Origin of the sequence: Ensifer sp. YR511, assembly GCF_900103045.1 — a bacterium.
Taxonomy (GTDB): domain Bacteria; phylum Pseudomonadota; class Alphaproteobacteria; order Rhizobiales; family Rhizobiaceae; genus Ensifer; species Ensifer adhaerens.
In genome coordinates this window covers 1-26,221 of record NZ_FNGR01000049.1, presented here as the reverse complement: position 1 = coordinate 26,221, position 26,221 = coordinate 1, and the positions used below count along the sequence as shown (strand labels likewise).

The 26,221-nt window shown below is 60.6% G+C and carries 26 protein-coding genes; 14 read left to right on the top strand and 12 right to left on the bottom strand.

The genetic code is table 11. The features are described from left to right. Nucleotides 1–276: 276 nt before the first annotated feature. From BLU15_RS36215 to BLU15_RS36165, 9 genes are all read left to right on the top strand, one after another. Entirely contained in the window at nucleotides 277–984 is a 708-nt protein-coding gene (locus BLU15_RS36215; protein WP_090302059.1) for a DUF938 domain-containing protein, read from the top strand. Nucleotides 985–1,145: 161 nt separating this feature from the next. After that, nucleotides 1,146–2,255, top strand: coding sequence for a sulfite oxidase (locus BLU15_RS36210; protein WP_090302057.1), 1,110 nt, complete (start codon nucleotides 1,146–1,148; stop codon nucleotides 2,253–2,255). Between the two features lie 588 nt (nucleotides 2,256–2,843). Continuing rightward, nucleotides 2,844–3,842: a LacI family DNA-binding transcriptional regulator gene (locus tag BLU15_RS36200; protein WP_090302055.1), complete on the top strand. Its 999-nt coding sequence runs from the start codon at nucleotides 2,844–2,846 to the stop codon at nucleotides 3,840–3,842. A 41-nt stretch (nucleotides 3,843–3,883) separates the two neighbouring features. Further along, nucleotides 3,884–5,188 carry an ABC transporter substrate-binding protein gene (locus BLU15_RS36195; RefSeq protein ID WP_090302053.1) on the top strand — a complete coding sequence of 435 codons (1,305 nt, stop codon included), beginning with the start codon at nucleotides 3,884–3,886 and terminating at the stop codon, nucleotides 5,186–5,188. 73 nt (nucleotides 5,189–5,261) lie between these two features. Continuing rightward, nucleotides 5,262–6,194 (top strand): carbohydrate ABC transporter permease, encoded by a 933-nt coding sequence (locus BLU15_RS36190; RefSeq protein WP_090302051.1) that lies wholly within the window; start codon nucleotides 5,262–5,264, stop codon nucleotides 6,192–6,194. Next, nucleotides 6,187–7,080, top strand: coding sequence for a carbohydrate ABC transporter permease (locus BLU15_RS36185; RefSeq protein WP_090302050.1), 894 nt, complete (start codon nucleotides 6,187–6,189; stop codon nucleotides 7,078–7,080). The genes BLU15_RS36190 and BLU15_RS36185 overlap by 8 nt, the downstream gene beginning before the upstream one ends. Nucleotides 7,081–7,082: 2 nt before the next feature. Then, nucleotides 7,083–8,789, top strand: a complete 1,707-nt coding sequence (locus BLU15_RS36180) for a GH32 C-terminal domain-containing protein (protein WP_090302049.1) — start codon at nucleotides 7,083–7,085, stop codon at nucleotides 8,787–8,789. A 13-nt stretch (nucleotides 8,790–8,802) separates the two neighbouring features. Beyond that, nucleotides 8,803–9,849, top strand: coding sequence for an ABC transporter ATP-binding protein (locus BLU15_RS36175; RefSeq protein WP_090302047.1), 1,047 nt, complete (start codon nucleotides 8,803–8,805; stop codon nucleotides 9,847–9,849). Nucleotides 9,850–10,728: 879 nt separating this feature from the next. Continuing rightward, a complete protein-coding gene (locus tag BLU15_RS36165; protein WP_090302041.1) occupies nucleotides 10,729–11,040 on the top strand; it encodes a hypothetical protein in 312 nt (103 codons plus the stop codon). Between the two features lie 88 nt (nucleotides 11,041–11,128). Here BLU15_RS36165 and BLU15_RS36160 read toward each other — a convergent pair whose 3' ends face one another. The 5 genes from BLU15_RS36160 to rocF all read right to left on the bottom strand — a co-directional run bounded on the left by BLU15_RS36160 (nucleotide 11,129) and on the right by rocF (nucleotide 14,474). Further along, nucleotides 11,129–11,422, bottom strand: a complete 294-nt coding sequence (locus BLU15_RS36160; protein ID WP_060584781.1) for a hypothetical protein — start codon at nucleotides 11,420–11,422, stop codon at nucleotides 11,129–11,131. A gap of 210 nt (nucleotides 11,423–11,632) precedes the next feature. Continuing rightward, complete coding sequence (locus BLU15_RS36155) at nucleotides 11,633–12,043, bottom strand: type II toxin-antitoxin system VapC family toxin (protein WP_090302039.1); 411 nt, start codon at nucleotides 12,041–12,043, stop codon at nucleotides 11,633–11,635. Continuing rightward, nucleotides 12,040–12,273, bottom strand: a complete 234-nt coding sequence (locus BLU15_RS36150; protein WP_060607547.1) for an AbrB/MazE/SpoVT family DNA-binding domain-containing protein — start codon at nucleotides 12,271–12,273, stop codon at nucleotides 12,040–12,042. The genes BLU15_RS36155 and BLU15_RS36150 overlap by 4 nt, the downstream gene beginning before the upstream one ends. 190 nt (nucleotides 12,274–12,463) lie before the next feature. Beyond that, nucleotides 12,464–13,525, bottom strand: coding sequence for an ornithine cyclodeaminase (gene ocd, locus BLU15_RS36145; RefSeq protein WP_060529605.1), 1,062 nt, complete (start codon nucleotides 13,523–13,525; stop codon nucleotides 12,464–12,466). 28 nt (nucleotides 13,526–13,553) lie between these two features. Beyond that, on the bottom strand, nucleotides 13,554–14,474 hold the full coding sequence (gene rocF, locus BLU15_RS36140; protein WP_060517226.1) for an arginase: 921 nt from the start codon (nucleotides 14,472–14,474) through the stop codon (nucleotides 13,554–13,556). A gap of 118 nt (nucleotides 14,475–14,592) precedes the next feature. Between rocF and BLU15_RS36135 the strand changes: the two genes are divergently transcribed. Beyond that, entirely contained in the window at nucleotides 14,593–15,030 is a 438-nt protein-coding gene (locus tag BLU15_RS36135) for an Lrp/AsnC family transcriptional regulator (protein ID WP_060517223.1), read from the top strand. A 277-nt stretch (nucleotides 15,031–15,307) separates the two neighbouring features. On the opposite strand, the gene BLU15_RS36130 is transcribed toward BLU15_RS36135, so the two are convergent. The 7 genes from BLU15_RS36130 to BLU15_RS36100 form a co-directional block, all read right to left on the bottom strand. Further along, nucleotides 15,308–16,069: an amino acid ABC transporter ATP-binding protein gene (locus BLU15_RS36130; protein WP_090302037.1), complete on the bottom strand. Its 762-nt coding sequence runs from the start codon at nucleotides 16,067–16,069 to the stop codon at nucleotides 15,308–15,310. A 62-nt stretch (nucleotides 16,070–16,131) separates the two neighbouring features. Continuing rightward, nucleotides 16,132–16,812: an ABC transporter permease gene (locus tag BLU15_RS36125; protein ID WP_060517220.1), complete on the bottom strand. Its 681-nt coding sequence runs from the start codon at nucleotides 16,810–16,812 to the stop codon at nucleotides 16,132–16,134. A 4-nt stretch (nucleotides 16,813–16,816) separates the two neighbouring features. Beyond that, the gene (locus BLU15_RS36120; RefSeq protein ID WP_090302035.1) at nucleotides 16,817–17,488 is read right to left on the bottom strand and encodes an ABC transporter permease; all 672 of its coding nucleotides are present in this window, start codon (nucleotides 17,486–17,488) and stop codon (nucleotides 16,817–16,819) included. Beyond that, nucleotides 17,485–18,867, bottom strand: a complete 1,383-nt coding sequence (locus BLU15_RS36115) for a M20/M25/M40 family metallo-hydrolase (protein WP_090302033.1) — start codon at nucleotides 18,865–18,867, stop codon at nucleotides 17,485–17,487. Before BLU15_RS36115 ends, BLU15_RS36120 begins: the two co-directional genes overlap by 4 nt. A gap of 61 nt (nucleotides 18,868–18,928) precedes the next feature. Beyond that, a complete protein-coding gene (locus BLU15_RS36110; protein ID WP_090302031.1) occupies nucleotides 18,929–19,708 on the bottom strand; it encodes a transporter substrate-binding domain-containing protein in 780 nt (259 codons plus the stop codon). Nucleotides 19,709–19,754: 46 nt separating this feature from the next. Then, nucleotides 19,755–20,888 (bottom strand): aminotransferase, encoded by a 1,134-nt coding sequence (locus BLU15_RS36105; protein WP_090302029.1) that lies wholly within the window; start codon nucleotides 20,886–20,888, stop codon nucleotides 19,755–19,757. Nucleotides 20,889–20,918: 30 nt separating this feature from the next. Next, nucleotides 20,919–21,860 carry an ornithine cyclodeaminase family protein gene (locus tag BLU15_RS36100; RefSeq protein ID WP_090302066.1) on the bottom strand — a complete coding sequence of 314 codons (942 nt, stop codon included), beginning with the start codon at nucleotides 21,858–21,860 and terminating at the stop codon, nucleotides 20,919–20,921. A gap of 124 nt (nucleotides 21,861–21,984) precedes the next feature. Here BLU15_RS36100 and BLU15_RS36095 point away from each other — a divergent pair, with 124 nt between their 5' ends. The 4 genes from BLU15_RS36095 to BLU15_RS36080 all read left to right on the top strand — a co-directional run bounded on the left by BLU15_RS36095 (nucleotide 21,985) and on the right by BLU15_RS36080 (nucleotide 26,206). Beyond that, nucleotides 21,985–22,554, top strand: a complete 570-nt coding sequence (locus tag BLU15_RS36095) for a helix-turn-helix domain-containing protein (RefSeq protein WP_034803214.1) — start codon at nucleotides 21,985–21,987, stop codon at nucleotides 22,552–22,554. 56 nt (nucleotides 22,555–22,610) lie between these two features. Continuing rightward, nucleotides 22,611–24,119 carry a MocR-like pyridoxine biosynthesis transcription factor PdxR gene (locus BLU15_RS36090; protein WP_090302027.1) on the top strand — a complete coding sequence of 503 codons (1,509 nt, stop codon included), beginning with the start codon at nucleotides 22,611–22,613 and terminating at the stop codon, nucleotides 24,117–24,119. A 283-nt stretch (nucleotides 24,120–24,402) separates the two neighbouring features. Beyond that, a complete protein-coding gene (locus tag BLU15_RS36085) occupies nucleotides 24,403–25,197 on the top strand; it encodes a transporter substrate-binding domain-containing protein (protein ID WP_090302025.1) in 795 nt (264 codons plus the stop codon). 58 nt (nucleotides 25,198–25,255) lie between these two features. Then, nucleotides 25,256–26,206: an ABC transporter permease gene (locus BLU15_RS36080; protein ID WP_090302023.1), complete on the top strand. Its 951-nt coding sequence runs from the start codon at nucleotides 25,256–25,258 to the stop codon at nucleotides 26,204–26,206. Nucleotides 26,207–26,221: the final 15 nt, after the last annotated feature.

The window sequence follows — 26,221 nt, the reverse complement described above, 5'->3', positions numbered from 1 at the left end:
ATCTAACCGGATGAAAGAAGACGGAAAATGATCTGGGAATGGTGAGATTGGTTTTCAAGATCTCCCACACCGACGTTTGGCGATCAGGATGGGGTGGACTCAAACCTGCCACCAAACCGTTATGAGCCGACGCCTTGAACGTTATAGGCCCACCAGAAAAGTTTCCAGGGACCGCAATCCGTTCGATCGCCGACGGCCCTTTGTAAGTCCGAAATCCTTGATTTCAGTCATTTCAGCTATAAGGTGGAGACATCGCCCAAAGGGGATTGCAGGCCAATGCTCCCAGAGAAAAAGGACCGTTCGCCTGTTGCGCTGGAACAGCGCGACGTAAGCGCCGACCAGCGCATGTTCTCACCTTCCGCTGCGCGAAATTCGGCGCCGATCCTCGCGGTCCTACAACGTGTCCTTCCAACACGTGGCACCGTGCTGGAGATTGGATGCGGGACCGGCGAGCACGCTGTGTGTTTTGCGGGGGCAATGCCAGACATCACCTGGCAGCCGAGCGATCCGGATGCCGACGCCCGCGCCAGCACGTCTAGCTGGATCAAATTCTCAAGGCTGAAGAATGTGCTGGCACCGCGGGATATTGATGTGTGCTCAGGACAATGGATCGTCGAACAAACGGGGCATTTTGACGCCATCGTATCCATCAATATGATCCACATCGCGCCATGGACGGCAAGCTCAGGATTGTTCGCAGGAGCTGGCCGTTTGCTTGGCGATGGTGGGCTTCTCCTTCTCTACGGTCCCTTCATGCGCGACGGGGTACACAGCGCCCCCTCGAATGCTGCTTTCGACGCCGCTCTAAAGGAGCGCAACCGATCCTGGGGTGTGCGTGATATTGCCGACCTTGAACAATTGGGTGAGGCCGCTGGACTTGTTCTCCGCGAGACGATCGAGATGCCAGCCAACAACATGTTGCTGGTCTTTTCCAGCGGAACTGTCTCAACGACAAGGCGGCGCGAAAGAGACGTGTGCCCATAGCGGCATGCCGCCGTCAGTGGTCGATCCGAGGAGCGCGCGGTATGGGCTAGAATGCAGCCGAAGGCGGAACGCGATAGACGCACTGCGAGGGGCGGTGTGATCTAAGCGGAGTTCGCGGGAGTGGATACCAAGGTTGTGCGTTAGAAGGGGAGACGAGAACGATGCCGACACCAGAACAACCCAGCCTGATAGTTCGACAAAAATCCCCACAGAATACCGAGTTCCCATTTGCGTCGCTCTCCGATTGGCTGATCCCAACCGAGCTGTTCTTCGTGCGAAACCATTTCCCTTCGCCGGACCTCGATGCGCGAGACTGGAGATTGCGCGTTGACGGGGCGGTGGCGCGGCCGCTCGAACTTGACCTCGACAGCATCAAGGCGATGCGGAGCACGACCTTGACTGCCGTCGTCGAATGCGCCGGGAATGGCCGCGTCTACTATGTGCCGCAGAAGGAGGGGTTGCAGTGGCAGAACGGAGCCGTCGGCAATGCTGCGTGGACAGGAGTTCTTCTCAGCGAGATTTTGGAAATGGCGGGCGTTAAGCCAACCGCGCGTGAGGTTCTGCTTGTGGGCGCAGACAGCGGCGTCATCGACACGAACAAGAAAACGGCTTCTCCTGGCCCCATCGCTTTTGCGCGCAGTTTACCGCTTGAGAAGGCCACGTCGCACAGCACGATCCTTGCCCATTCGATGAACGAGGAGCCGTTGACGCGCGATCACGGCTACCCGCTGCGCGCGGTAGTGGGTGGGTGGTTCGGCATGGCTTGGGTCAAGTGGATCACCCATATCACGGTTTTGGAACAACCATTCCTTGGCTACTGGCAGGCGCGTGAGTACTTCCGTTGGGAGCGTAACCTCGGGGAACCCAGACTAGTCCCCCTCACGGAGATGGAGGTCAAAGCGCAGATCGCGCGACCCGTGCAGGGCGCACGTCTCATCGCCGGCCAACCGTATCGAATTTTCGGAGCCGCCTGGAGCGGCGAGTCCGCTATCCGGCAGGTGCAGGTCTGCACCGGAGATGGTCGGGGCTGGCGCGAGGGAAGCCTCCTCGAAACAGAACGTCCCTTTGCATGGCGCTTGTGGGAGTGCATTTGGACCCCTGAAAAGGTGGGGCAATACAAACTGCGATGTCGCGCGATCGATGGGGCGGGGCGCGTGCAGCCCGACCAGCAGCGTTCCGACTTCGAGAGCTACGCGGCCAATTGGATCGTACCGGTGGAGGTTACGGTCGTTCCCGAGCCGCAGACCTATGAGGAGGAATTCGTGATCTAATCAACCGCATGGGGCGAAATGGCAGCGTGAGTCACCTGTTAGCGGTTGTACACTCTGTCGAACGCTCGCGTCAGCGCTTGGGTTCCGCCCCTTTCGTCGAAGTCCCGGAACATCTGTTGAGGTTGCCCTTGGTGGCAAACTCGCGGCTCAGACGACGAAATCGACATCCTTGCCTTGGGTGAAGTGCCGCTTCGGAAAGACCGGCAAACAGGGGCGCGAGATAGGCGCGGCCCCTTTTCTTCCGGCAGGCCATTTAGGGCGAGCCATTCTGTCGTGCGCATGATGCCGAAATAGGTGGCCATCAAGGCGCTGGCTTTGGCGAGAAGGTCATATTCCACCTTGCTCTCGCATTCGACGGCGTTGCCGAGGACGTCGAAGATCGCTGCCTTTGCTGCGTCCCCAGGGAAGACGGCCGTGACGCCTTGGCGACGGGCAACGAATGGCGGAGGGGTCGCTTGGGTCAGATGGACGCCTGCGACGAACCATCGGTTCATCGCCGCAGTCGCAAGTACCCGTCGGCCGCGCTTGACAAAAGACCGCCGTTCAAACTATAGGGTAATCGATAACCCAAGTGAGATGATGTAGATCATGGCAGTTTCGCTTTCTGACATTGCAGAGCGTGCGGGCGTCTCGGTGAAGACGGTCTCCGGCGCGTTGCATGGCGGCTCCGCGCGCATGTCGGACGATACGCGCCAGAAGGTCAAGGCGATCGCCGAGGAACTCGGTTACGTGACCAATCTCGCCGCGCGCGGTGTGCGTCAGGGATGGCTGCCGCTGGTCGGCGTCGTTTCCGATGGCTTGATCACTTCGCCGTTCGCCACCGAAATCGTGCGCGGGCTCGATGGTGCTGCGCGCAGTGCAGGCATGGCGGTGTTTGCCGTCAACCACAGCAGCGGACAGTCAATTGGCTCGGTGATCGACGAGGTGCAGCAGTTCCGGCCGCGTGCCGTTGCCTATGCCGCGATGTACCACAAGGACGTCGATCTGCCGCCGGCACTGGCGGGCTCCGTCGGCGTGATGATCAATTGCCGCGAGGCCTCCGGGCGCGTCACGTCACTGGTCCCCGACGAAGAAGGTGGGGCGCGCGAGATCGTGCGTTACCTGCTCGCATCTGGCCGCCGCCGCATCGCCTTCATCAACCTGCCGGGTATTCTTGCCGGGGCGCTACGAGAAAAGGGTTATCGCGCAGAGCTTGAAGAGGAAGGCATCGAACCGATTGGTGTGCTTCCGGCCGTGCGCCGCAGCGTTTATAGCGACCGCGCTCCGAGCCTCGTCGCGTCGCATGTCGAGACATTGCTGGCCACTGGTCAGCGGCCGGACGCGATCCTGTGCGGCAACGACCGTGTCGCAATGGAAGTCTATGCGGCCCTTGCGCGCGCCGGCCTTAAAATCCCGGACGACATTGCGGTGGCCAGCTTCGACAACCAGGTCGAGCTTGCCTCGCGGCTGGATCCGCCGTTGACGACGATGGCTCTGCCGCACCGCGCGATGGGCCGCCTGGCCATGGAGATACTGCTCGCCGGGGAACCTCAGCCGCCGCATCTGCGAAAGCTGCCGTTTCATCTGGTGGAGCGGGCATCGGTCTGACAATCAGCATTTTCGTCGAACTGAATAGGAGGAGAAGATCAATGACAACTTATTTGGGTAATCGTTTACTTAGCGCGCTTTTCGCGTCTTCCGCACTCTTGTGGACCGTCGGATTTGCCGAAGCAAAATCCGTCATCCATGTGATGCACCAGGGCGATCCGGGCTGGGTGAAGGCCTATGGCGACGTCGCCAAGCGCTTCGAGGAAGCCAATCCCGACATCGACGTCGAGATGATCTACGCGCCGCACGACGCCTATAACGAGAAGTTCAGCGCCGCCGTCATGGCAAAGCAGTTGCCCGACGTGATGGAACTCGACGCGCCGTTTCTCGCTAACTACGTCTGGTCGGGCTACCTGCAGCCCATCAAGCCACTCGTCGACAAGGATGTCCTCGACGACATGACCGGCTCGAACATCGCCCAGGGAACCTACCCGATCGACAAGGACCTCTATGCAATCGGTCTCACTGACTCCTCGGTCGTTCTCTACGGCAACAAACAGTATCTCGAAGCCATCGGCGCACGCATTCCGAAGTCCGTCGACGATGCCTGGACGCGCGAGGAATTCGAAGGCTATCTCGAAAAGCTTTCCAAACTCGAAGGCGTGAAGTGGCCGATCGACACGTTCCGCGGTTACGGGATCAAGACCGAGTGGATCACCTATGCCTACGGCCCGCTGCTTGAAAGTGCGGGCTGCGACCTGATCGATCGCAAGGCTTGGAAGGCGAGCGGCACGCTCGACAGCCAAGCCTGCGTCAAGGCGCTGACGATGATGCAGACCTGGGTGAAAAATGGCTGGGTTGTTCCGACCTCTTCCGGCACCAACCAGTTCTATGCCGAAGGCCAGCCGGCGGCGCTTGCCATGGGTGGGCACTGGTTCTACGCGGAGGCTGCGGCTGCGATGAAGGACAATATCGTCGTCATGCCGCTGCCGAAGATCGGCGAAAAGGGCGTCAGCCCGAACGGCACCTGGATCTGGGGCATCTCCGCGAGCTCCGAAAACCCTGAGGCCGCCGGAAAATTCCTGAGCTTCCTTCTGAAGGACAAGGACTATCGCGACTATGCAAAGACCCAGTCGGCCTATCCGGGCCTGAAGAGCTTTGCCGCAGAATCCCCACTCTACGCCGAAGGCGGGCCGCTTGCCGTCGCCTTCGAGCAGGCCTCGAAAACCGCCGTCGCCCGTCCGCCCCACCCGGCCTATCCGACGATCACCTCGGCCTTCATGCAGGCGGTCGACAAGATCTTCAATGGCGGTGATGCGCAGGAGGCACTGACGGCTGCGGCCAAGAAGATCGATCAGGACATCGAGGACAACGCCGGCTACCCGCCCTTCGACGAGCAGCAATAGGGCGTATTTTGCAGGGCCGACCCGTTGGCCGGCCCTGCGACATTTTGGGAGGATGAGCGATGAGGAGGAGACCATGACCTTGCAACAGACGTCCACGGCCGCGCTGCCGCGCCCCGCTAGGCGGCGCGACCGGCAGCGGTTCTGGCAGGAGGTCGCGATGATCGCACCGGCCGTGCTGCTGCTCGCCATCTTCCTGATCACGCCGTTTCTTCTGTCCTTCTGGACGGCAATGACCAATCAGCCGCTCGTGCCGCGTCCAACGCCGGTGCGCTTCGTCGGCCTCCTGAATTTCCAGCGGGTGTTCACCGATCCGCTTTTCTGGACGTCGCTCTGGAACGTCACGCGCTTCACGGTGTGGGTGCTGCCGGTCCAGTGCGGCCTTGCCTTCCTGACGGCGCTGCTGTTGCACCAGAAGCTGCCGATGCAGAACATTCTGCGCGGCATGTTCTTCCTGCCGGCGATTACCTCGATGGTCGTGGTCTGCGTGATCTGGGGCACGCTCTTTCAGTATCCGAGCGGTCCGCTCAACCAGATCGTCGGTTTCTTGTCCGGTGGCATGATCCAGCCGATCGACTGGCTCGGCGACCCGAACTGGGCGATGTTCTCGATCGTGCTGCTGTCAGCCTGGCAGGCCTATGGCTTCCAGATGATCATTTACCTCGCCGGCCTGCAGGGCATTCCGGACGAACTTTACGATGCGGCCCGCATCGACGGGGCGAGTGCACTGCGCCGCTTCTGGCACGTCACCATGCCGGGCCTGCGCCCAACCCATGTCTTCGTTCTGGTCATCACAACGATCCAGGCCTTCAAGCTCTACACGCAGGTTGCGATCCTGACCCAGGGCGGCCCGAAGGAAAGCACGGAGACCGTCGTGCATTACATGGTGCGTGCCGGCTTCGAGGAACAGAAGCTCGGATACGCCTCCGCCGTCTCCGTCATTCTCTTCGTCATCGTTCTTCTGATCGCGCTTCTCCAGCGCAAACTCCTGAGGCGCTTCGATGTCTGATCTCGTGCTCAGCCAGCCAGCCCCGCTGGCGATCCCCCGCGGCAACAGCAAGACGGGCCTGCGTATCGTCCAGACCGTCTGCATCTTCATCATCGCTCTTGTGATGATCTCGCCGCTCTTCATGTTGCTGATCGCCAGCCTGAAGGATGACCGTTTCCGCATCCTTGCGGACATGGGCAGCTTCCGCGCCTTCTGGGTCAGCGACCCGACCCTGTCGAACTACCGCGAGATCGCCAATTTCTCCGGCGAACTTGCCTATGGCCGCTACCTCGTCAACTCGCTGGTGATCCTCGTTCTCACCGTCGGGTCCGGACTGATCATCAATTCCATGGCCGGCTTTGTTCTTGCCTGGGGGTCGCTTCGCGGCAAGGCGATCCTGCTTGCCCTCGTGGTCGCGCTCTACGTCATCCCGCAGGAGAGCATCATCATGCCCCTCGTCGTGATGATGTCGCGGGCGGGCCTGACGGATACGTTTGCCGTGCAGATCCTGCCCTGGGTGGCAAGCCCGCTCTATGTCTTCCTGTTCTACCAGTTCTTCGCACAACTGCCGAAGGAACTCTACGAAGCTGCGGAGATGGATGGCGCGTCGGCGTTTCGCATCTACCGGTCGATCTACATGCCGCTCAGCCTGCCGGCGCTTGCGACGGTCTCGATCCTGATGGGGATCGAGAGCTGGAACCAGTATCTGTGGCCGACGCTGGTCACCCAGACCGACTACGCCCGGCCGATCTCGGTCGCGATCGCCACCTTCTTCGGACAGGACAGCATTTACTGGGACCGCGCCATGGCCGCGTCCGTGCTGATGATGATCCCTGTCCTCATCCTTTACCTCGCTTTCCAGCGCTGGTTCGTAAGTTCGTTCGTCGGCTCCGCCGTGAAAGGTTGACTATGACTTCGCAGACAAGACCCGCGAGCCCCGTGCTTGAAATCGTCGAGGCCGAACTCCCGGCCGGGACCGTGCTGCATCTCTGGCTGAAGGCGCGCAAAAATGGCGACGAGGCGAAACTGTCCGTCACCTTAGACCGCAGTGAGATTGCCGGTCTGTCCACGCGCCGCGCCGGGGAGTTCGAATTCTTCGCGGTGACGCTCGATACGGGTGGCCGCACGGTGCTTGCCTATGATGCAGAAACAACCGCGCTCTCCGTCGCCTATGCGTTCCACCCGCAGAGGGTGCTGGAGGAGGGGATCCGCGTCCTCCATCACGACGTCCGCACGGCGCCGCCGGAGGTTCCCGGCGGTTACCACTTCCGCTCGCCCTTCGGTTGGATGAACGACCCAAACGGCTTCGGCCGGTTCAAGGGCCTCGGCCATCTCTTCTACCAGCACTATCCGCATGGCTTGCGTTGGAACACCATGCACTGGGGCCATGCGGTCTCCAAAGATTTGATCCGCTGGACGCACCTGCCGATGTTCCTGTTTCCGGCGGATCACCTGTCGGAAAAGGACGATGGCCGTGGCGGCGCCTTTTCCGGCTCGGCCATCCCCGTCTCCGGGCCGGACGAGGATGACATCCGGGTCTTCTACACCGAACACGTTCGCGACCGGGAACCGGAAGAGCAGATCCAGCTCTCGGCCGTCAGCCGTGATGGCATCGTAGCCGGCCCGTCCGAGGTGGTTCTGCCGGTCCGTCCGCAGGGCCTGAACCTCACCACTGATTTCCGCGATCCCTATGTGTTCAAGGGTCCGGACGGCCGGTGGAAGATGCTGCTTGGCAGTCGCGATCGATCGGGCGGTGTCGTCCTCCTTTACGAGACGGCGGATCTGCAGGGCGCCACGGGCTGGACCTTCCTCGACATCATCCATCGCGAGGACGGTTTCGGCATGACCGCGGCGGAGTGCCCCTGCATGCTGCCGGTCGGCGGCAACGCGGATGATCCGGAGACCCGCTGGGCGCTGATCTTTGGCCTGCTCACAAGCCGTGACCCGGCCACCGGTCGGCGCAACCTCACATCCGTCTCCGTCGGGCGCTTCGACGGCCGGGCGTTCACGGCCGAATTCGAACAGGAACTGGATTTCGGCTCCGACGCCTACGCGTTCCAGGCCTTCGTCGACGGCGACGAACCGGTCGGCATCGCCTGGCTTGCCAACTGGACAGACTTTTCCAAGAAGGACGATTTCCCGACGGCGATGACCTTGCCGCGTCGCGTGCTTCTCGATGGGGATGCCGTGTTGACGCCGCCGGTCGCGGCAGTCGAAAGCCTGCGCCACAGGCTGCTCGATGAAACAGCCCTTGCTGCGGGCGAAACGGTTCCACTCGAAAGCGGTGCGGTTGAGATCGTGCTTGCACTGCCCGAGGCCGGCGCGGCCTTCGAGCTCGTCCTCGATCACCCGGATGTCGCGCTCGGCGTCAGGCTCGATGACGAAGGCCTTGCGATCCTCTTCGATGCCGGTACCGGCAAGCCGCCACCGCGATATCTGGCGTCCGGCGCCAGACCTTCGCAGCTGCGCATCTTCCTCGATGCGGGCTCGATCGAGGTCTTTGCCGACAACGGTCGCTGGACAGGCACCAAGCGCATTCCGGGATTTGCCGCTGCGCGATCGGCAAGGCTGACCGGCGCCGTCACGGGCGCGAAAATCTGGCAACTCAAGCTTTGAGGGAGGAAGAAAAATGGCATCGGTAGCGATCGACCGCGTTCTGAAACAGTATGGCGCAGCCTCCGTCATCCACGGCGTTTCCGTGGACATCGAGGATGGAGAATTCGTCACGCTCGTCGGGCCGTCCGGCTGCGGCAAGTCCACGCTCCTGCGCATGCTGGCAGGGCTCGAGGACATCAGCGGTGGGGAGATCCGCATCGACGGCCGCGTTGTCAACGATGTCGCACCCAAGGAACGGGACATCGCCATGGTGTTCCAGAGCTATGCGCTCTACCCGCACATGACGGTCAAGGAGAACATGGGCTTCTCCCTGAAGCTCCAGGGTCGAGACAAGGCGACGATAGATAAGCTGGTGAAGGAGGCCGCCGGAATTCTCGCGCTTGAGCCGCTGCTCGACCGCCTGCCCAAGCAGCTCTCCGGCGGCCAGCGCCAGCGCGTCGCCATGGGCCGCGCCATTGTTCGTCACCCCAAGGTGTTCCTCTTCGACGAGCCGCTGTCCAATCTCGATGCTAAGCTGCGCGTGACCATGCGCAGCGAGATCAAGGAATTGCACCAGCGGCTCGGCACGACCATCGTCTACGTTACCCACGACCAGATCGAAGCCATGACCATGGCTGACAAGATCGTCGTCATGCGTGCCGGCCGTATCGAACAGATCGGCAAGCCGCTCGACCTCTATGATCGCCCGGACAATACCTTAGTCGCCACCTTCATAGGCTCGCCGTCGATGAATCTCTTCGAGGGTCGCGTCGATGATGGTGCCTTCCGCATCGACGGCGGGGTTCTTCTGCCCCTTCCATCGTCATTGGGCAACGGCGACGTTCGCACCTATGGCATCCGCCCGGAAGATCTGGAGCTCTCCGAAACCGGCATACCGGCAACCGTGCTGACGGTCGAGCCGACCGGCGCCGAAACTCACCTTCTGGTGCGCGTGGGTACGCAAACGGCGGGGATCGTGTTGCATCGCCGCGTGGACCTAAAACCTGAGGAGCAGATTTATCTCTCGCCGAAGAACCAGAAGATCCATCTGTTCTGCGCCGAAGGAACCCGGGTCAACTGATCCTTTGGCTTCCACTGGGTCGCCAATTCGATTTTTTTCAAGACGCTCAATTGGCCTCTATCAGGCTGCCTAGAGCCTGATAGAGGCCAATTGCGCGTCGACAAACCGGGGAACGTGATTACTTCGCCTCAGGCTATGCCGCTTCGAGCTTCTTTTCGCAGCGAAGCAGCATGCCGTAGAGGTCACGCGGTTCGTCGGGATCAGCGAGGAGGTCGAGTTCTGTGAACATACCGTGTTCGGCAATTTGGTCCCGGCTTAGCGAAGGGCGGAGAGGGACGACGGGCTTCATAGTGCGAGCGTGGTGAGGCAGCGCGCTGGGTCGACTTCGCATACCGATACAACCGATCGTCAGCGTTCCTTTCGGAGCGCATCGCTTCGTTCTGTTAACGTGGTGGCTATCTGGCGCTCAATCATCCTTGCATTTATGGAGTTATGCTCCAGAAATGTAAGGTAAAATGATATCCGCCGCCCATACGGGAAATTCGTCGGTAAGGTTTTCCGGTCGGTTAGGAGTGGCGGAAAAGCCTAGAAGGGCGCCATCGCCATCAACAATTCTTGTGGTAGAGTGGTCAATCTCGATGCGCTTGGGAAAGTCCTGAACGACGGTCATCGGGTGCCGCGGTGGATGTGTTCCCCAAGGATTTGCGATGCGGGTCGCCTCTTCGCCGGGGATCCGCCGCTGCCCTTGCCAAGCTATGTGCGAGTGATCAATCTCGAAAACGGCTCGTCGGTCATCTTGCGTTTCAATGACCGTCGTCCGTGCCACAAAGGGCGCGCGATCGGCGTTTCCAGCAAGGCAGCAGACATGCTCTGCAGCGTCGCGGTACAGCTTCTGTCCGTGTGCAATATGTAGGGCGCGCCGCCCTGGGCGGAGATGACATGGCGTTTCTCATGGCGTCACTTCGGCGGAATGACCGGGGCACCCCCGGCATCAATCGGCCAATCGGCGTGCAGGTCGCTGGTAACTCGAACGGCAACTACGTCGAGCGTCGCGCCGTCGAGGCGTCGGTTGCCTTTGGCTTGAGTGGAGGGAAGCTCACCCTTGCGCCCGGCCTTTCGAGCCGCGCGCGTCCAAATTCGTCGTCAGCTTTCGACAGCAAAAACCGGCCGACCGGGATCGCTGGCGGGCGCCGGCACCGACAAATCGGCAATCTGCAAGGAGTCTTACGTAACACGCCTTTTGCCGACTAACAGATGCCATCCGGCTGCGGATCACTTGCTCTGTTAGAAATGCTAGGGATGATTCGATTGGCCTTCGAAAGATAAGATGGGCTCCTGCCTACCAGCGCGCCCGAACGCCACTCGTCGAAGAAAGGCCCAGGTATAGGCCGATGCAAAATCCGATAAGCGCGGCCGTACTGACGATTGTCGTTGCTGTTCCGGGATTTTCCCGCGCGGCCTCTATTGCGCCCTGTCCTTGCTGTCGGACCGTCTGGGCTGCGTTCCTAGCTATTCCAGAGGCGCCTTCAGCCGCAGAATTGACCCGCTCACTCACAGCTTGCTTCACCTCCGCGATCTGCGATCGCAATTCGGCGATTTGATCTTCAATCGATTGCTGGTTCACCCCGATCATCTTCCACCTCCTGGTTTGTGAACGCAAAACCGTTGAGCTTCGAGAATGTTCCAGCAACGGGAGTGGGGTCGCCGCCTGTTCTTACTCTCTGCTGAAGTGCGGCAACGCCCAGTATTCGTCCCGCATTTGCGCAACGCGTATCTTCCGGAGCGGTGCATTTTGGATCGCATAATGTATCGACGGGACCTGAGCCTCCCATGAGCAGCTTCATCAGGTCGGCAAGTTCGGCGCGATCAGCGTCAACCTTGGGAAATAGGTGCGATAACGGCCGACGTCGCGTGTGAGCAGCGGATATCCGCTGACCGCTGCGTGCGCACCGATGAAGAAATCAGGGAGCACCCCTGTCTGCGTTCCGCCTACTTTGCGATATTGTGTGAAAACCTTGCTTGCCAGAAAGAGGGCCTCACGCGGTACCGCCGCCAGCTCAAACCCCGCTTGATCAAGGAAGCCGTCAACGTCTTCTATCCGATCGTAGCGGACGGAGAGTTCGGCGTAGACGATGTCGTTGATCCAGATTGCTCCCCCGAGGCTTGCGGCTTCCAGCTGCGCTATCGACCAATCGGCCCAAGTTGGATCATCGGTAACGACGTCGAGAAGGACATTCGTGTCTACGAGTATCACGGTTCGCCACGCGTAAGCGCCATGATCGCGTCAGTGTCGAGGCCCTTGCCCGCATGCCCTCGTAGTTTTGCGAAGCGGCTGGGCGGCTGCTTTTTCGCAGCATGGACGAGGACAACGCTTCCATCTGAAGTGCGTCGGAAGTCTATCTTGCTTCCAGGCACGATACCCAAGAGATCGCGCACCGGCTTGGGAATTGTAATTTGTCCCTTGGATGTAACTGTCGTCGTCATGGCCGGACCTGTGTAAGGAATGATTTATCCAAGGTATTACTTTTTGTCGCGGTTTTCAAGGAATTGGGTAGTAAGTTCGATTCCCTTCAAGGCGCTCAATTGGCCTCTATCAGGCTGCTTGGCGACTGACGCCTCGCGTTCCCCGGTTTGACCGTCGACAAACCGGGGAACGTGATTACTTCGCGTCAGTCTATGCCGCTTCGAGTTTCTTCTCACACCGCAGAAGCATGCCGTAGAGGTCACGTGGCTCGTCGGGATCAGCGAGGAGGTCGAGTTCTGTGAACATACCGTGTTCGGCAATCTGGTCCCGGACGTAGCGGAGGGCGGAGAAGTCCTCGATCGCAAAACCGACACTGTCGAAGAGCGTGATCTGATCCGGGCTCTTGCGGCCCTCTGTCTCGCCGGTCATGACCTGCCAGAGTTCAACGACGGGGTGCTCAGCCGGCAGCTGCTGGATTTCGCCTTCGATGCGTGTCTGCGGCGGATATTCGACGAAGATGTCCGAGCGCAGGAGAATGTCCTTGCTGAGTTCGGTCTTGCCGGGGCAGTCACCGCCCACCGCGTTGATGTGGACACCGGGACCGACATGGTTGTCCGAGAGGATCGTCGCGTACTGTTTGTCGGCGGTGACCGTGGTGATGATGTCCGCGCCTTCGACCGCCTCTTCGACCGAGGTGCATTCCTCAATGGTGAAACCGAGTCCCGCGAGGTTGCGTGCGCATTTCCGGGTGGCGGAGGCGTCGATATCGTAGAGGCGAAGCTTGTCGATGCCGAGCAGCGACTTGAAGGCGCGCGCCTGGAATTCGCTCTGCGCACCATTGCCGATGATGGCCATGGTCCGGGCATTCGGCCGGGCGAGGTACTTTGCCGCGACCGCGGACGTTGCCGCAGTGCGCAGCGCGGTCAGGATCGTCATTTCGGTGAGCAGCATCGGGTAGCCGTTGCCGACATCCGAGAGCACGCCGAAGGCCGTCACGGTCTGGCGGCCATCGCGCGTGTTCTTCGGGTGACCATTGACGTATTTGAAGCCGTAAAGCGTTCCGTCGCTGGTGGGCATCAGCTCGATGACGCCTTCCTGCGAATGGGAAGCGACGCGCGGGGTCTTGTCGAAGACCGGCCAGCGGCGGAAGTCCTCCTCGATTGTGGCCGCCAGGTCCGTCAGGAACCGGTCGATGCCGACCTTCAGAACCAGTTTCATCATGTGGTCGACGCTCACGAACGGAACCACGTTCAGTTTCGGATCAGTATTCATTTTCCCTCCAACCAAAGAACAATCGAAATCAGCCAGTAACAGTCGGGCGATCCATCACCCGCTTGCCCATCAGGCTGGCGACGAGATCGACGAGCAGCCGAGCGGTCTTGCCGCGCTCGTCGAGGAACGGATTGAGTTCGACAATGTCGAGGCTGGTCACCAGCCCGCTGTCATGCAGCATTTCCATGATCAGGTGCGCCTCGCGGAAAGTTGCTCCTCCCGGTACCGTGGTGCCGACGGCCGGCGCGATGTCCGGCTCGAGGAAGTCGACATCGAAGCTGACGTGCAGGAGGCCGTTTGCGGCCCGGACCCGTTCGATGAAATTGCGGACGAGGACGGCCACGCCATGCTCATCGATTACGCGCATGTCGTGTACCGTGATGCCGGTGGTGCGAATGGCGGCCTTTTCGGCGGCGTCAACGCTGCGGATGCCGATCATGCAGACGTTTTGTGCGGCAACGGGATGGGCAAGCGCAGGGAAGAAGCCATCGAAACCGGTCTGGCCGGTATAGTAAGCGACGGGCGTGCCGTGCAGGTTGCCGCTGACCGTCGTTTCGAGAGTATGGAAGTCGGTATGAGCGTCCAGCCAGAGCACGAACAGCGGCCGCCCGAGTTCGGCGGCTCGGCGTGCGAGACCCGGAACGGTGCCCGCGGAGATGGCATGGTCGCCGCCGAGGAAGATGGGCATGCCTGCCTTGCTGTGTTCGTAGGCAGCAGCAGACAGCGCTTCGACCCAGGCGACCGTTTCGCCGAGGTGATGGACGGCCTTGTTCGGATGGGGCATCTCGTCGAACGCACGCGGGCTGAGATTGCCATTGTCCTTGACCGAATGGCCCAGTTCTTCCAGTGCCGTGCGAAGGCCAGCGATGCGCAGGGCGCTCGGCCCCATCTCGCAGCCAAGCTGCCCTGCCCCGATTTGCAGGGGCGCGCCGATAAGCGTGCAGTCCATAGTGTACTCCCGTTTGTTTGCATGATTATAAAAGTCATCGATGGCGGATTGAACATTGAATTTTGGCATATCGAGATGCTAGTTTGACCACATTGATAAGAACGGAATCCAAATTGGCATGGATGCTCTCGACCAGAAGATCGTGATGCTGTTGCGCGGCAATGGGCGTCGAAGTGTCTCGGATCTCGCGCTGGAAACGGGCGCCTCGCGGGCGACCGTGCGGGCGCGCATCGAGCGGATGGAGCAGGACGGGACCATTCTCGGCTACACGGTGATGCTGCGTGCCGATGCGCTTGAAGATGTCGTTCGTGGGGTGATGATGGTTGAGATCGAGGGCCATGTGACCGATCGGGTGATCCGCACGCTCGGCGGCTTTCCTGAAATCTCGCAGATTCACACGACGAATGGCCGGTGGGATTTGCTGGTGGAACTCAGCGCATCGAGCCTGGCCAACTTCGATGCCGTGCTGCGCAAGATCCGTCTCGTGCCCGGCATTATGGGCAGCGAGACGAGCCTTCTTTTGTCCACGCCGCGGTCGACGAGGGCGAAGCTCTAACCTGACGAGCGTCGACCTGGAAACTCACTTCGACGGGTGTCGCTGCGGCTGGCGCGCGCCGCGTTTTCCCGCAATGGGTTGCCGCACCGGCGGCACAAGCGCCGGCGACAATCAGCGAGCGCTTTCGGGCCTTGAGGATTGCGACGGCTTTGTCGATAGCGGCGCATCTGGTCGCGGCCGGGCCTCGGCCGACAAATGATCGGCCGGCGTAACGATGACGTCGAGCGGGGCTCGACAAGGACGGGCGCGGGCGCGCGCAATGGTGCAATGCTTTCGGTCAGTGCAGGATCTGGCTGAGGAACAGCTTGGTGCGCTCGTGCTGCGGATTATCGAAGAACTCGGCCGGCGCGTTCTGCTCGACGATCTGGCCCTGGTCCATGAAGATCACGCGGTTGGCAACCTGGCGGGCGAAGCCCATTTCGTGTGTCACGCACAGCATGGTCATGCCTTCTTCGGCGAGCGACACCATGGTGTCGAGCACTTCCTTGACCATTTCCGGGTCGAGCGCCGAGGTCGGCTCATCGAACAGCAGGATCTTCGGCTTCATGCACAGCGAGCGGGCGATCGCCACGCGCTGCTGCTGGCCGCCCGAGAGTTGGCCCGGATACTTGTTCGCCTGCTCGGGGATCTTGACGCGCTTCAGGAAGTGCATCGCCAGTTCCTCGGCCTGCTTCTTCGGCATCTTGCGCACCCAGATCGGGGCAAGCGTGCAGTTTTCGAGGATCGTCAGGTGCGGGAAGAGGTTGAAGTGCTGGAATACCATGCCGACTTCGCGACGCACTTCGTCGATCTTCTTCAGATCGTTGGTGAGCTCGATGCCGTCGACGACGATCTTGCCCTTCTGGTGCTCTTCGAGCCGATTGATGCAGCGGATCATCGTCGATTTGCCGGAGCCCGACGGGCCGGCAATGACGATGCGTTCGCCCTGCTGAACATCTAGATCGATGTCCTTCAAGACATGGAAAGCGCCGTACCACTTGTTCATGCCGGCGATCTTGACTGCTGACTTTGACATTTTTTCTCCTCCAGAAGTGTGCATTGGCTGCGTCGCGCGGAAGACGTTCTCCGCTTGCAGTTCTCGCGACTGTCGATCGTGTTGGCTTATCGGCCTGGGATGGCGAACCTTGTTTCGAGCCCCTTGAAGACCCGCCCGAAGGCGGCGCCGATCAAGAGATAGATGGCACCCGCGATCAGAAACGTTTCGAATGGCGCATAGGTCTTGGCGACAAATACGCGGGCTGCACCGGTCATTTCCATGACCGTGACCGCGCTGGCGAGCGTCGACCCCTTCATGACGAGGATCAGTTCGTTGCCGATGCTTGGCAACACGGCGCGGTAGATCTGCGGCAGGACGACCTTGATCAACAGGACGTATTTTGCCAACCCGAGGGCTTTCCCGGCTTCCCACTGCCCTTTGGGCACCTGCCGGATTGCACCGGCCAGGACTTCGGCCGAATAGGCGGCCGAGTTGAGGGCGATCGTCAGGACCGCGCAGTAGACCGGGCTGCGGAGGATGGGCCAGAGGACGCTTTCGCGAACGGCCTCGAGCTGTCCTAAGCCGTAGTAGACAATGAAGAGCTGCACGAGAAGCGGGCTGCCACGGATGACGAATGTGTAGGCAGACGCCGGAAGCCGCAAGCACCTTGAGGGAGAGGACAGAGCCAGGGCGACCGGCAGCGCGAGCACCTGTCCCACGAGGAAGCTCGCCAGGGTGATGATCAGTGTCAGAACGAAGCCGTTCTTGATGGTGATGAAAGCGGGAAGAAAGAGATCCAATGACATGGGACTACCGCAGATGAGTGGTCAGGCGCTGATTGTAGGCATTGATGAAGACCGTCGAGACGCCGGTCACCAGCACATACAGCGCAGCAGCCGTAAGGTAGAAAGCGAGGGGCTTGTGGGTTGCGCCGGCCGCGACGACGGATTTGCGCATCAATTCCTCCAGTCCGATGATCGAGACCAAGGCGCTCTCCTTCAGGATCACGAGCCACTGATTGCCGAGGCCGGGCAGGGCTCGGACCATCATCTGCGGCAGGACGATGAGCCGGAACGCTCCGGGCCTGCGAAGGCCGAGAGCGAGTGCCGCCTCCCATTGGCCTGACGACACCCAGACCAGTGCGCCGCGGACGATCTCCGTCAGATATGCGGTCGAGACGACAGTCAGCGCTGCGATGCCGGCGGTGAGAGCATCCACTTCGACATAGACGCCGAAAAGGCCGGTCAATAGAACCGTGCCGCCGTAGAAGATCAGGAAGATGACCAGCAGTTCCGGCAGACCCCGAATGAGGCTGACGTAACCGGCGATGACCTTGCGAACCGGGGCGGATCCGTAGACCGCGGCCGGTGCAAGCACGACCGCGAAGATCAGTCCAAGGACAAAGCTTCCGACGGCGACGGAGAGCGTGACGAGGAAGCCCTGCAGGAGCTGGGGAAAATACTGGACAACCGCTTCGATCATGACCCGGTCTCGCGTTGCTGGTAACCAACGTCTGCCGCCGATCCGCACTGGCTGGCGAGCGCGGAGAAGAAGTCTGCGGAGAAGCCGATCATCTGGTGGAACTGGTCGATGAGGATGTTCTCATCGGGAGAGTGCAACATTGCGCCATGGTGCGTGATGCCCGCACCGAAAAGCGTGGCGCCGAGCTGATGCACGAAAGGGTGCGCAAGACCCGAGGCTGCCGAACTCGGTTGAAGGATGGCAGGCTGGCCGAACCACTTTTCCAGCAACTTCGCCCCGAGCTTGACGGCCCAATGCGACGGATCGCTGCGAACACCCAAGACCTCGGCGTCGTGAACGATCAGCTCGATATCGTCAAAGCCGTTGTCGTCCAGGTGCAGGCGTACGAGGTCAGCGACGGCTTTGGGGTTCTGTCCAGGGACGAGACGAAAATCGAGCTTGGCGGTCGCAGTCGCCGGCAGAACCGTCTTCGTGCCAGCTCCCTCGTATCCGCCATGGATGCCGTTGACGTTCAGGCAGGGTTCGAAGTTGAGGTGCTCGTAGAAGTTGGACGGTGTCACGGCGACAAGAAGCTTTTGCCCCCCGGTTGCCGCCATTAAGTCTTCCAGCGGAAACGGGGGCGAAGCGGCAAGTTCTCTCGTCGCTCGATCGGGCTCGATGCCTTCGTAGAAGCCTTTGATCAGGACACGGCCGGCTGCATCGCGCATGGAAGCGACAGCAGAGGCCAGCCGCCATAGGGGATTATCGAATATGGCGCCGAGGCTGGAATGCAGATCAGCGCGTGCGGTACGAACGCTCAGCTCGATCGCCAACACGCCCTTGAAGCCCATGAGGACCAACGATCGGCCGCGTGTATCGACCTCCCCGAATTCCCACCAGCAGAGGTCCGCTTGAAGGCCTGCATAACGTTTCTCAAGGAAGCGTACGAGCGAAGGACTTCCGATTTCCTCTTCGCCCTCGACGATCCAGATCAGGCGGAAGGGTAAGGGGCCGGGGTGTCGTTCCCGGAACAGGCGCCATCCGGCAAGGCGGCTGACGAATTCGCCCTTGTCGTCTGCCGCACCGCGGCCGAAGAGCGCGCCGTGGCGCTCCGTCAGGCTGAAGGGCGGTGCCGTCCAAAGATTGACAGGCTCTTCAGGCTGAACGTCATAGTGGTTGTAGATCACCAGTGTGAAGGGGCCCTCACCGATTTCGCCGGTTACGAACGGACCGACGTCCCCTGGCTCGATTGCAGTTTGGAAGCCGGCGTCGGCGAGAAGAGCGGCAACCTTATCGGCGCACGCATGGAGGCCTTCAACTCGGGCGCTGACGGAAGGGATCGCGACGAGGTCCGTCAGGTCTCGCCTCGCTTCGATCTTGATATGGTCTGGGAGTGTCATCGTCCAATTCCTCTCGCGAGGAGGCAGGCTTGCCCGCCCCCTCGCGTGGTTCATGTGTTCGTCATTTCTTGGAAATGTCGTAGCCGAACCACTTTTCGGAGATCGATTTGATCGTGCCGTCGGCGAGCATCGCTGACACGGCCTTGTCTACCTTAGCGGTGAGTTCCGTGTTGCCTTTGGCGATGGCGACGCCCTGTCCCTTGCCGAATTCGGGGAAGTCCGCGCTGGTCAGGAGCGGGCCGGCATAGACCAGCTTGTCAGCGCCACGATCCTTCACAAGCGGCTCCAGTGCGGATCGCTCCATCAGGCCGGCATCGATGCGTCCGGCGACAACGTCGTCGGCAATCTGATCCGGGCGGTCATAGACGCGCACGTCCGCATCCGGGAAATGGGCGCGAACCACCTGCTCATGGGTTGTGCCGGTCTGCACGCCGATCGCGACCTTCGCAAGCTTGTCCTGCAGATCCTTGGCGGACTTCGCCTCGGCAACCAGGCTGCCCGCGGCAACGACCATCGCGTTTGGGGCGTCCGCGTAGGCGACGGAAAAGTCAACCTTTTGGGCCCGTTCCTCGTTGATTGAAACGCCCGAGATCACCAGGTTGAACTTGCCCACCTGCAGGCCGGGCAGCAGACCGTCATAGGCCTGGTTCTGCCATGTGCAATTCGCCTCGATGCGCTTGCAGATTTCGTTACCGACGTCGCGGTCGAAACCGACGACCTCGCCGGCGGCATCGACGGACTCCCACGGCGGATAATCTGCGCTCGTGCCGACCCGCAGATCTTGCGCACTGGCGACACCCGCTGCCAGCGAAATCGTCATCATGGCAAGCAATTTATTCATGTTCACTCCCCTTTCGTTATGAGACATTGCATCCCCACCGCACTGATCACGCGGCCGCGGTTTGATAGCCCTTAAGAAATTCGGACATGCGCTTCAGGCCTTCCTGAAGGGTGGTGCCGTTGTTGGTGAAGCCGATCCGGACGTACCCTTCCATGTCCATCGCGCTGCCAGGCGTCAGCATGACACCGGTACGTTCCAGAAGCCGGACGCAGAACTCTTCCGAGGAAATGGGCAGATCGTACTTGAGAAGTGCCGTGGTGCCAGATTTCGGTTTGATCCACGAGATCAACGGCTCGTTCTCGACCCAGTCGGAAAGCACGGCGAGGTTGGTGCGCGTGATTGCTTGGCTGCGCGCAAGAATCTTGTCGCGGTTCTCCAGCGCAATAGCTGCGAAATGATCGTCCAGCATGCCGACGCTGATCGTGTTGTAGTCGCGATGGACGGAGACAGCGTGGATCAATTCTACGGGAGCGACGATCCATCCAAGGCGCAGGCCGGCAAGCGCGAAAGTCTTGGACATGCTCGCGGTGCTGATGCCTTTCTCATAGAGGTCGGCGATCGACGCGGTCATGCCGTCGCCTTCCTGGTCCGTACCGCGATAGACCTCGTCACACAGGATCCATGCGCCGCAGGCGCGGGCAATCTCGACGATTTTCTCCAGATAGGCGCGGTCCATCAGCGAGCCCGTCGGATTGTTCGGATTGTTGATGGCGATGAGTTTCGTGCCCGGTGTTGCAAGGCGCTTCAGCTCTTCCAGGTCTGGCAGGAAGCCAGTCCTTTCCGTGAGCTTGAGGATTTGTACGTCGGCGCCGTAGCTTTCCGGGATGGAATAGTGCTGCTGGTAGGTCGGCAGGACCGAGATCACACGATCACCCGGCTCGACCAACGTTGCGTGCACCAGTGCATTCCCGCCGATGGCGCCGTGCGTGACCACGACATTTTCTGCACTTTGCTTTTCGTAGAGGCCGGCAATCAGCTTGCGGAGGCGTTCGCTGCCTTCGATGGCGCCGTAGGTTAGCTTCATGGGCAGAAGCTCGGAGAGGATCGTGTCGGTCTTGCCGGCCATCTCCAAAAGTTCGGCGACTGTCAGTGACTCGACGCAGGTCTCGGCGATGTTCCAGTCGCATCTGTTTTCGTAGCGGTTCATCCAGATCTCGACGCCGAAATTACGAATCTTCATTGCCTATCTCCTGTGCTGTCTTGGAATTGGTTAACTGCGTGCTGCGGAAAGCAGGGCGCTTGCGGTTGCTATGTCTTCGAGCCCGAGCCCGATCGAACGGAAGAAAGCTGGGCGGCTAGTGTCCCGGGCAGTTGCTCTGCCCGACAATAGTTCGGGCAGGTCGCCAACAAGGCGATCTGTGCTCCACTGGCCACGTTCCGCGGCAAGTTTCATTTCGCCGGCCGCAGCCGGCGTGGTGGCCCGATAGTCGCAATAGACATCGAACCGATTGAGCGTGTCGGGGGCGATCTCGTGGGCGTTGGCGACATTGGTGCTGATGGATGTGACGAGTACGCCCGCGCCGAGCCTCGACGCGTCGATGACCGGTGTGCCGGACGAGGTGCATAGCATGACCACGTCGGCGCCGGCCGCGGCCGTATCGGTATAGGTGGATGTCGTCACCGGGCAGCCAGATTCGAGCTGCACCGGAAGACCGTGCCGGTTGGCAATATCCGGAGAGCACAGACGAATTTCCTGCCACGGACGGATCGATGCGGCATGACGAAGATGCGCGAGGCCGATTTCGCCTGTGCCGATGATCGTCAGGATCTTTGCCTCCTTCGAGGCGAGCAGATCGACGGCAATCGCAGTGGTCGCAGCCGTTCGTTCGGTCGTCAGGCGTTTGGAATCACACAGGAGCAGCGGCTTCCCGGTCTCCATCGACATCAGAAGCGTCCAGGCGGTAACGGTCGCCCCATTCGTGCCGGGGATATAGGGCGAAAGCTTCGTGCCAAAGACACCATCGCTTCCAAGAACGCCTGGATAGGTGATGAAGTCTCCGCCGCCGGCCGGGAACAGGCTCAACGTCTGTGGCGGCTGCACAGCCCGTCCATCGGCAAGCGCGATGAACATACGCTCCAGGGCTGCGCGAACATCTGTCCGGGGCAACAGTCGGGTGATATCCTCGTCGTTGAGTACGACCAATTTCTGCATTGTGACGATCCCAAAAAGGCGTGCGAAGTCACGCTGCATGGACGCCAAAGCCTTGGCGCCCCATGCAGGGCAAGACGCACAGAAATGTGTTGAGCTGTGAAAGCCGGTAGTCTAGAAGGACCATATGAGCAATATATTGCACAGTCAAGACCGGGCCGATGTGTTGGCCCACGTTTCCGGAAACCTCCGCCGTTTAAGGCTCGCCTCGGGCCTGAGCCAAACGGCGCTGGCAGATGCATCCGGTATCAGCCGGCGGATGATCGCGGCGGTCGAGAGCGGCGACGCGAACATCAGCCTTTCCAGCCTCGATAAATTGGCGACCGCGATGGGCGTAGACTTCGTCGAGTTGGTGCGCGATCCATCGAGGGAGACGCGCGCCGAGATCAACGAGGTCACCTGGCGCGGAAGCCAACCAGCGAGCGCCGCGATGCTGCTTTGTTCGGCGCCGGCCTCGCGGGAAACACAGATGTGGCTGTGGACCCTCGGCCCGGGCGACAGCTACGTGGCCGAGCCAGACCCCGAAGGATGGCACGAGATGCTTTTCGTTGTCGAAGGAGCGCTGCGTTTGATCCAATCGGGCGAGGCGCAGGACTATGCCACGGGCGAGTTTGTCACTTACAGCACGGCCCAGCATTATTCGTACTGCAACGTCGGAAAGAAGACCGTCCGCTTCATTCGCAACGTCGTCTCGTAGATCGAAATACCGCCCGGCAGGGAGATAGTGCGCGGCTCCGCACAGGGATTTCTCGGATGGCTTCAGCGAAACAGTTCAATTATCCCGTTTGGACCATGGTCGTTCGAGAAAAGTCCGGTGGGCCGACGTTGCAGGAGCAGCTCTTCATCCAGTTGCGCCGGCTGATCGTCAACGGACAGCTTGCGCGCGGCGCCCGATTGCCGGCCAGCCGGTCGATGGCGACCGATCTCGCGATATCGAGAAACACGGTCAACATGGCCTATGATCGCTTGGCGGCCGAGGGCTATATCAAGCGTCGTCCGAGTTCCGGTTTCTACGTGGAAGAGAGCCTCCCAGAAGACTCGGTTCGGCCTGGAGGAGAACGAGGCCCGCCGCCTTCGAGCTTACCGGTTGCGCTATCTGCACGGGGGAGAGAGGCGTCGATACGGCATTGGAGTTGGTCGCGCCAGGACAAGTTCGATCTCAGTCCTGGCATGCCGGCGCTGGATATCTTCCCCTACAAGCAGTTCGGCAAGATCGCCGCCAACTATTGGCGACGCTTCACTGTTTCTGACCTCGGGTATGGCGAAGGCGGCGGCCTGGCGGCGCTTCGCCAACAACTCGCCATCTATCTTAGCGAGGCGCGCGGTATCCGATGCGAGGCTGACCAAATTATCGTCGTGGGAAGCACGCTTCAGGCTGCCAATCTCGTCGCGCATGTTCTTCTCGACGCCGGTGACGTTGTCGGCGTCGAGGACCCGGCCTACGCGACGCTCTTGTCCACTCTGCGTTCGGCTGGGCTTCGGCTCTCACCCGTGCCCGTTTCTCGTGACGGACTGAACGCTGACGACATCGCGCAACGTGCCGCGGATGCCCGGATGATCCTGGTTTCGCCGGTCGGCCAGTTTCCCGCGGGTGCAACCATGTCGGAAGCTGCGATTGAACGGCTTCTCGCCTGGGCCAATACGTCGCAGCGCTGGATATTCGAGGACGACTTCAACAGCGAGATCAGATGGCGCGGTACGCCGCTCGTGCCGCTCGCCGCGCGCAAGGGAGGCGAGCGGGTCATCCATGTCAGCTCCTTCAATCGTGTGCTCGCCCCCGGGCTGCGGCTTGCTTATCTCGTCGTGCCGCGCGAGCTGATCACCTCGTTCACGGCAGTGCAAGACAGCCTTTCCTGCTATGCGCCGCTGACGCACCAGCATACGGTCGCCGACTTCATGGCGAGCGGAGAACTCGCATCTCATATCCGGCGCACGCGCGCCCTCTACAGGGATCGTGCCACCGCGATGATCGCGTCCCTGAAAGAAAAGCTGGGCGACGTGTTCGATGTGCCGGAACTGGACGCTGGTCTCCATTTGACGCTTACGGCGCGCGAACCCTTCGACGACGTCGAGCTTTCACGGCTCTTGCGCGGAGCATGGATCGACACGCCACCGCTCTCTTCCTATTGCATTGAGCGGAAGGATCTTTTTGGTCTCGTAGCGGGATTTGGAAATCTCTCCCCCGAGCGGCTCGCCGGGGCGGTTCAGCGGATGGAGCTTGTCACGAGGCGGTTTCTGGAGAAAGCCGGCAAATCTTCCTGAAGCTCAGTCTGGTACCATCAGTTCATGGGAATTGGTACTTTAGCTCGCTCTGCTTCCGCGCCATCCTTTGTTCCAGAAGACAGGTTCTGGAGGGAGGCCAGAATGCAAGTCGGATCCAAAGACATGACCAGATAGTCGCGCTCACCAGCATCGCCGGAGCACGTACGTGCTGCTGGCTTTGAACACAGGTCGCCGCCAGCGACACCTCATATGCAGCCGCCCGCCTAAAGCAGCTGCCCTGTTCCATGCCGAAAAACCGCAGCCTTTTGACAAGGAAGGTCCCATGAAAAAGATCATCGTATTCACCTTCGCCGGCCTTTTGCTCGGCGCGACGTCGTCGCAGGCCGCGACGCTGAAAGTGGCAGCCGACTGCACCTATCCCCCGTTCGGATATCAGGACGCGAAAGGAGAAATTAAAGGCTTCGACGTCGATGTCGCGCGTGCCATAGGCAGGCAGATTGGCAGTGAGGTCGAAATCATCTGCCAGGCTTGGGACGGCATGATCCCCGGCCTGCTCGCCGGAAAGTACGACCTGATCTCCGCATCGATGTCCATCACCGAGGAGCGGCTGCAGAGCATCAATTTCTCCGTTCCCTACCGCTCGTCGGCCGCCCGGTTCGTCGGGCTAAAGACCTTGGATGCCAAGCCGGTGACGGATGCAGGCGAGCCGAACCCGGAAGGCGTTGCCGGTAAGACCATCGGCCTCCAGCGCTCGTCGACCTATGCGAAGTACATCGCAGAGAAGTATCCGCAGACGACCGTGTCCGAGTATGACAAGGTCGACAACATGATCCTCGATCTTCAGGCCGGCCGCGTCGATCTCATTTTTGCTGGCCCCATCAAGCTCGACAACGATTTCCTCAGCAAGCCGGAAGGCAAGGACTACGGTTTCGTCGGTCCGGAAATCGACGACGTATCCTACTTCGGCCCCGGTATCGGTATCGGCATCCGCAAGGCCGACCAAGATCTTCTGAAGAATGTCGATGGTGCGCTGACCGCCATGTTCAAGGATGGCAACTTCAAGGCGATCAACGACAAATACTGGTCGTTCAGCGTCCTTCCGGCCTCCGCAAAATAATCCGCGACGACAACCGGACGGAGCCGATTGACGGCTCCGTCTTTCTTTGGAGACGACCATGGATCTATTGCAGGGATGGGGTGACGAGATCGCCCACGGCACCCTTTTGACCATGAAAGTGGCAGTCCTCTCGCTGCTCGTCGGCCTGTGCTGGGGCATGCTGGGCGCGTTGGCGCAGATGTCACCGAACCGGGCCGTGGCATCCCTTGGCCGTGGCTTCAGCCTGGTGATGCGAGGCACCCCCGAACTGTTGGTCATCCTGATCGTGTACTTCGGCGGCACTGTGGCGCTGACGAAAGCGGTCAACCTCTTCGTCGCGGATTTCGGCTTCGTCGAGGTGCCGCCTCTGCAGGCTGGCGTATTCGCGCTCAGCCTCGTCTTCGGTGGCTATGCTGCCGAAGTCCTGCGCGGTGCATGGCAATCCGTTCCGATCGGCGTGATCGAGGCGGGGCACTCGCTTGGCCTCGGGTGGTTTGTCATGTTCGTCAAGATCCGTCTGCCGCTGCTCATGCGCTTTGCATTGCCAGGCCTCGGCAACAACTGGATTTCGCTGATCAAGGATACCTCGCTGATCTCGATCGTCGGTTTGCATGAACTGATGGGCTTGTCGCAGATGGCCACTTCGGTCACCCGCCAGCCCTTCACCTTCTATATGACGGCCGCCCTGATTTACCTGGCTCTGACATTGGCAAACACGCGCCTCATCGCCTGGTTGTCTAATCGCATTCCATCCGTCAAGCGATTTGAGCATTCGATGTCCTTGCCGGCTTGCGCGATGGGCAACACGGCTGAACTGATTTGGATGGATCCTCCCTCACCGGCCGTAACCGTCAGAGCTGTCCAGAGCTGGGCACAAGGTTGTCTCCGCGGTCGACAAATGTCGCCGCACAATGGTCTTCGCAGGTGGGATCTTCCTAATGTTCGAAGCGCAGTCTCAATGAGCTGCCGCCAGCGAAGCGGAATGATCCTGCCCACGTCCGCAGCGGGGACGCTCAGCAGCCAAAATTAGATGGCGCGCTGAGGG

What these genes read in the sequence shown, in the direction of transcription:
- BLU15_RS36215 (WP_090302059.1), top strand. Translation starts at nt 277, where the DNA reads ATGCTCCCAGAGAAAAAGGACCGTTCGCCTGTTGCGCTGGAACAGCGC.
- BLU15_RS36210 (WP_090302057.1), top strand. Translation starts at nt 1,146, where the DNA reads ATGCCGACACCAGAACAACCCAGCCTGATAGTTCGACAAAAATCCCCA.
- BLU15_RS36200 (WP_090302055.1), top strand. Translation starts at nt 2,844, where the DNA reads ATGGCAGTTTCGCTTTCTGACATTGCAGAGCGTGCGGGCGTCTCGGTG.
- BLU15_RS36195 (WP_090302053.1), top strand. Translation starts at nt 3,884, where the DNA reads ATGACAACTTATTTGGGTAATCGTTTACTTAGCGCGCTTTTCGCGTCT.
- BLU15_RS36190 (WP_090302051.1), top strand. Translation starts at nt 5,262, where the DNA reads ATGACCTTGCAACAGACGTCCACGGCCGCGCTGCCGCGCCCCGCTAGG.
- BLU15_RS36185 (WP_090302050.1), top strand. Translation starts at nt 6,187, where the DNA reads ATGTCTGATCTCGTGCTCAGCCAGCCAGCCCCGCTGGCGATCCCCCGC.
- BLU15_RS36180 (WP_090302049.1), top strand. Translation starts at nt 7,083, where the DNA reads ATGACTTCGCAGACAAGACCCGCGAGCCCCGTGCTTGAAATCGTCGAG.
- BLU15_RS36175 (WP_090302047.1), top strand. Translation starts at nt 8,803, where the DNA reads ATGGCATCGGTAGCGATCGACCGCGTTCTGAAACAGTATGGCGCAGCC.
- BLU15_RS36165 (WP_090302041.1), top strand. Translation starts at nt 10,729, where the DNA reads ATGGCGTTTCTCATGGCGTCACTTCGGCGGAATGACCGGGGCACCCCC.
- BLU15_RS36160 (WP_060584781.1), bottom strand. Translation starts at nt 11,422, where the DNA reads ATGATCGGGGTGAACCAGCAATCGATTGAAGATCAAATCGCCGAATTG.
- BLU15_RS36150 (WP_060607547.1), bottom strand. Translation starts at nt 12,273, where the DNA reads ATGACGACGACAGTTACATCCAAGGGACAAATTACAATTCCCAAGCCG.
- ocd (WP_060529605.1), bottom strand. Translation starts at nt 13,525, where the DNA reads ATGAATACTGATCCGAAACTGAACGTGGTTCCGTTCGTGAGCGTCGAC.
- rocF (WP_060517226.1), bottom strand. Translation starts at nt 14,474, where the DNA reads ATGGACTGCACGCTTATCGGCGCGCCCCTGCAAATCGGGGCAGGGCAG.
- BLU15_RS36135 (WP_060517223.1), top strand. Translation starts at nt 14,593, where the DNA reads ATGGATGCTCTCGACCAGAAGATCGTGATGCTGTTGCGCGGCAATGGG.
- BLU15_RS36130 (WP_090302037.1), bottom strand. Translation starts at nt 16,069, where the DNA reads ATGCACACTTCTGGAGGAGAAAAAATGTCAAAGTCAGCAGTCAAGATC.
- BLU15_RS36125 (WP_060517220.1), bottom strand. Translation starts at nt 16,812, where the DNA reads ATGTCATTGGATCTCTTTCTTCCCGCTTTCATCACCATCAAGAACGGC.
- BLU15_RS36120 (WP_090302035.1), bottom strand. Translation starts at nt 17,488, where the DNA reads ATGATCGAAGCGGTTGTCCAGTATTTTCCCCAGCTCCTGCAGGGCTTC.
- BLU15_RS36115 (WP_090302033.1), bottom strand. Translation starts at nt 18,867, where the DNA reads ATGACACTCCCAGACCATATCAAGATCGAAGCGAGGCGAGACCTGACG.
- BLU15_RS36110 (WP_090302031.1), bottom strand. Translation starts at nt 19,708, where the DNA reads ATGAATAAATTGCTTGCCATGATGACGATTTCGCTGGCAGCGGGTGTC.
- BLU15_RS36105 (WP_090302029.1), bottom strand. Translation starts at nt 20,888, where the DNA reads ATGAAGATTCGTAATTTCGGCGTCGAGATCTGGATGAACCGCTACGAA.
- BLU15_RS36100 (WP_090302066.1), bottom strand. Translation starts at nt 21,860, where the DNA reads ATGCAGAAATTGGTCGTACTCAACGACGAGGATATCACCCGACTGTTG.
- BLU15_RS36095 (WP_034803214.1), top strand. Translation starts at nt 21,985, where the DNA reads ATGAGCAATATATTGCACAGTCAAGACCGGGCCGATGTGTTGGCCCAC.
- BLU15_RS36090 (WP_090302027.1), top strand. Translation starts at nt 22,611, where the DNA reads ATGGCTTCAGCGAAACAGTTCAATTATCCCGTTTGGACCATGGTCGTT.
- BLU15_RS36085 (WP_090302025.1), top strand. Translation starts at nt 24,403, where the DNA reads ATGAAAAAGATCATCGTATTCACCTTCGCCGGCCTTTTGCTCGGCGCG.
- BLU15_RS36080 (WP_090302023.1), top strand. Translation starts at nt 25,256, where the DNA reads ATGGATCTATTGCAGGGATGGGGTGACGAGATCGCCCACGGCACCCTT.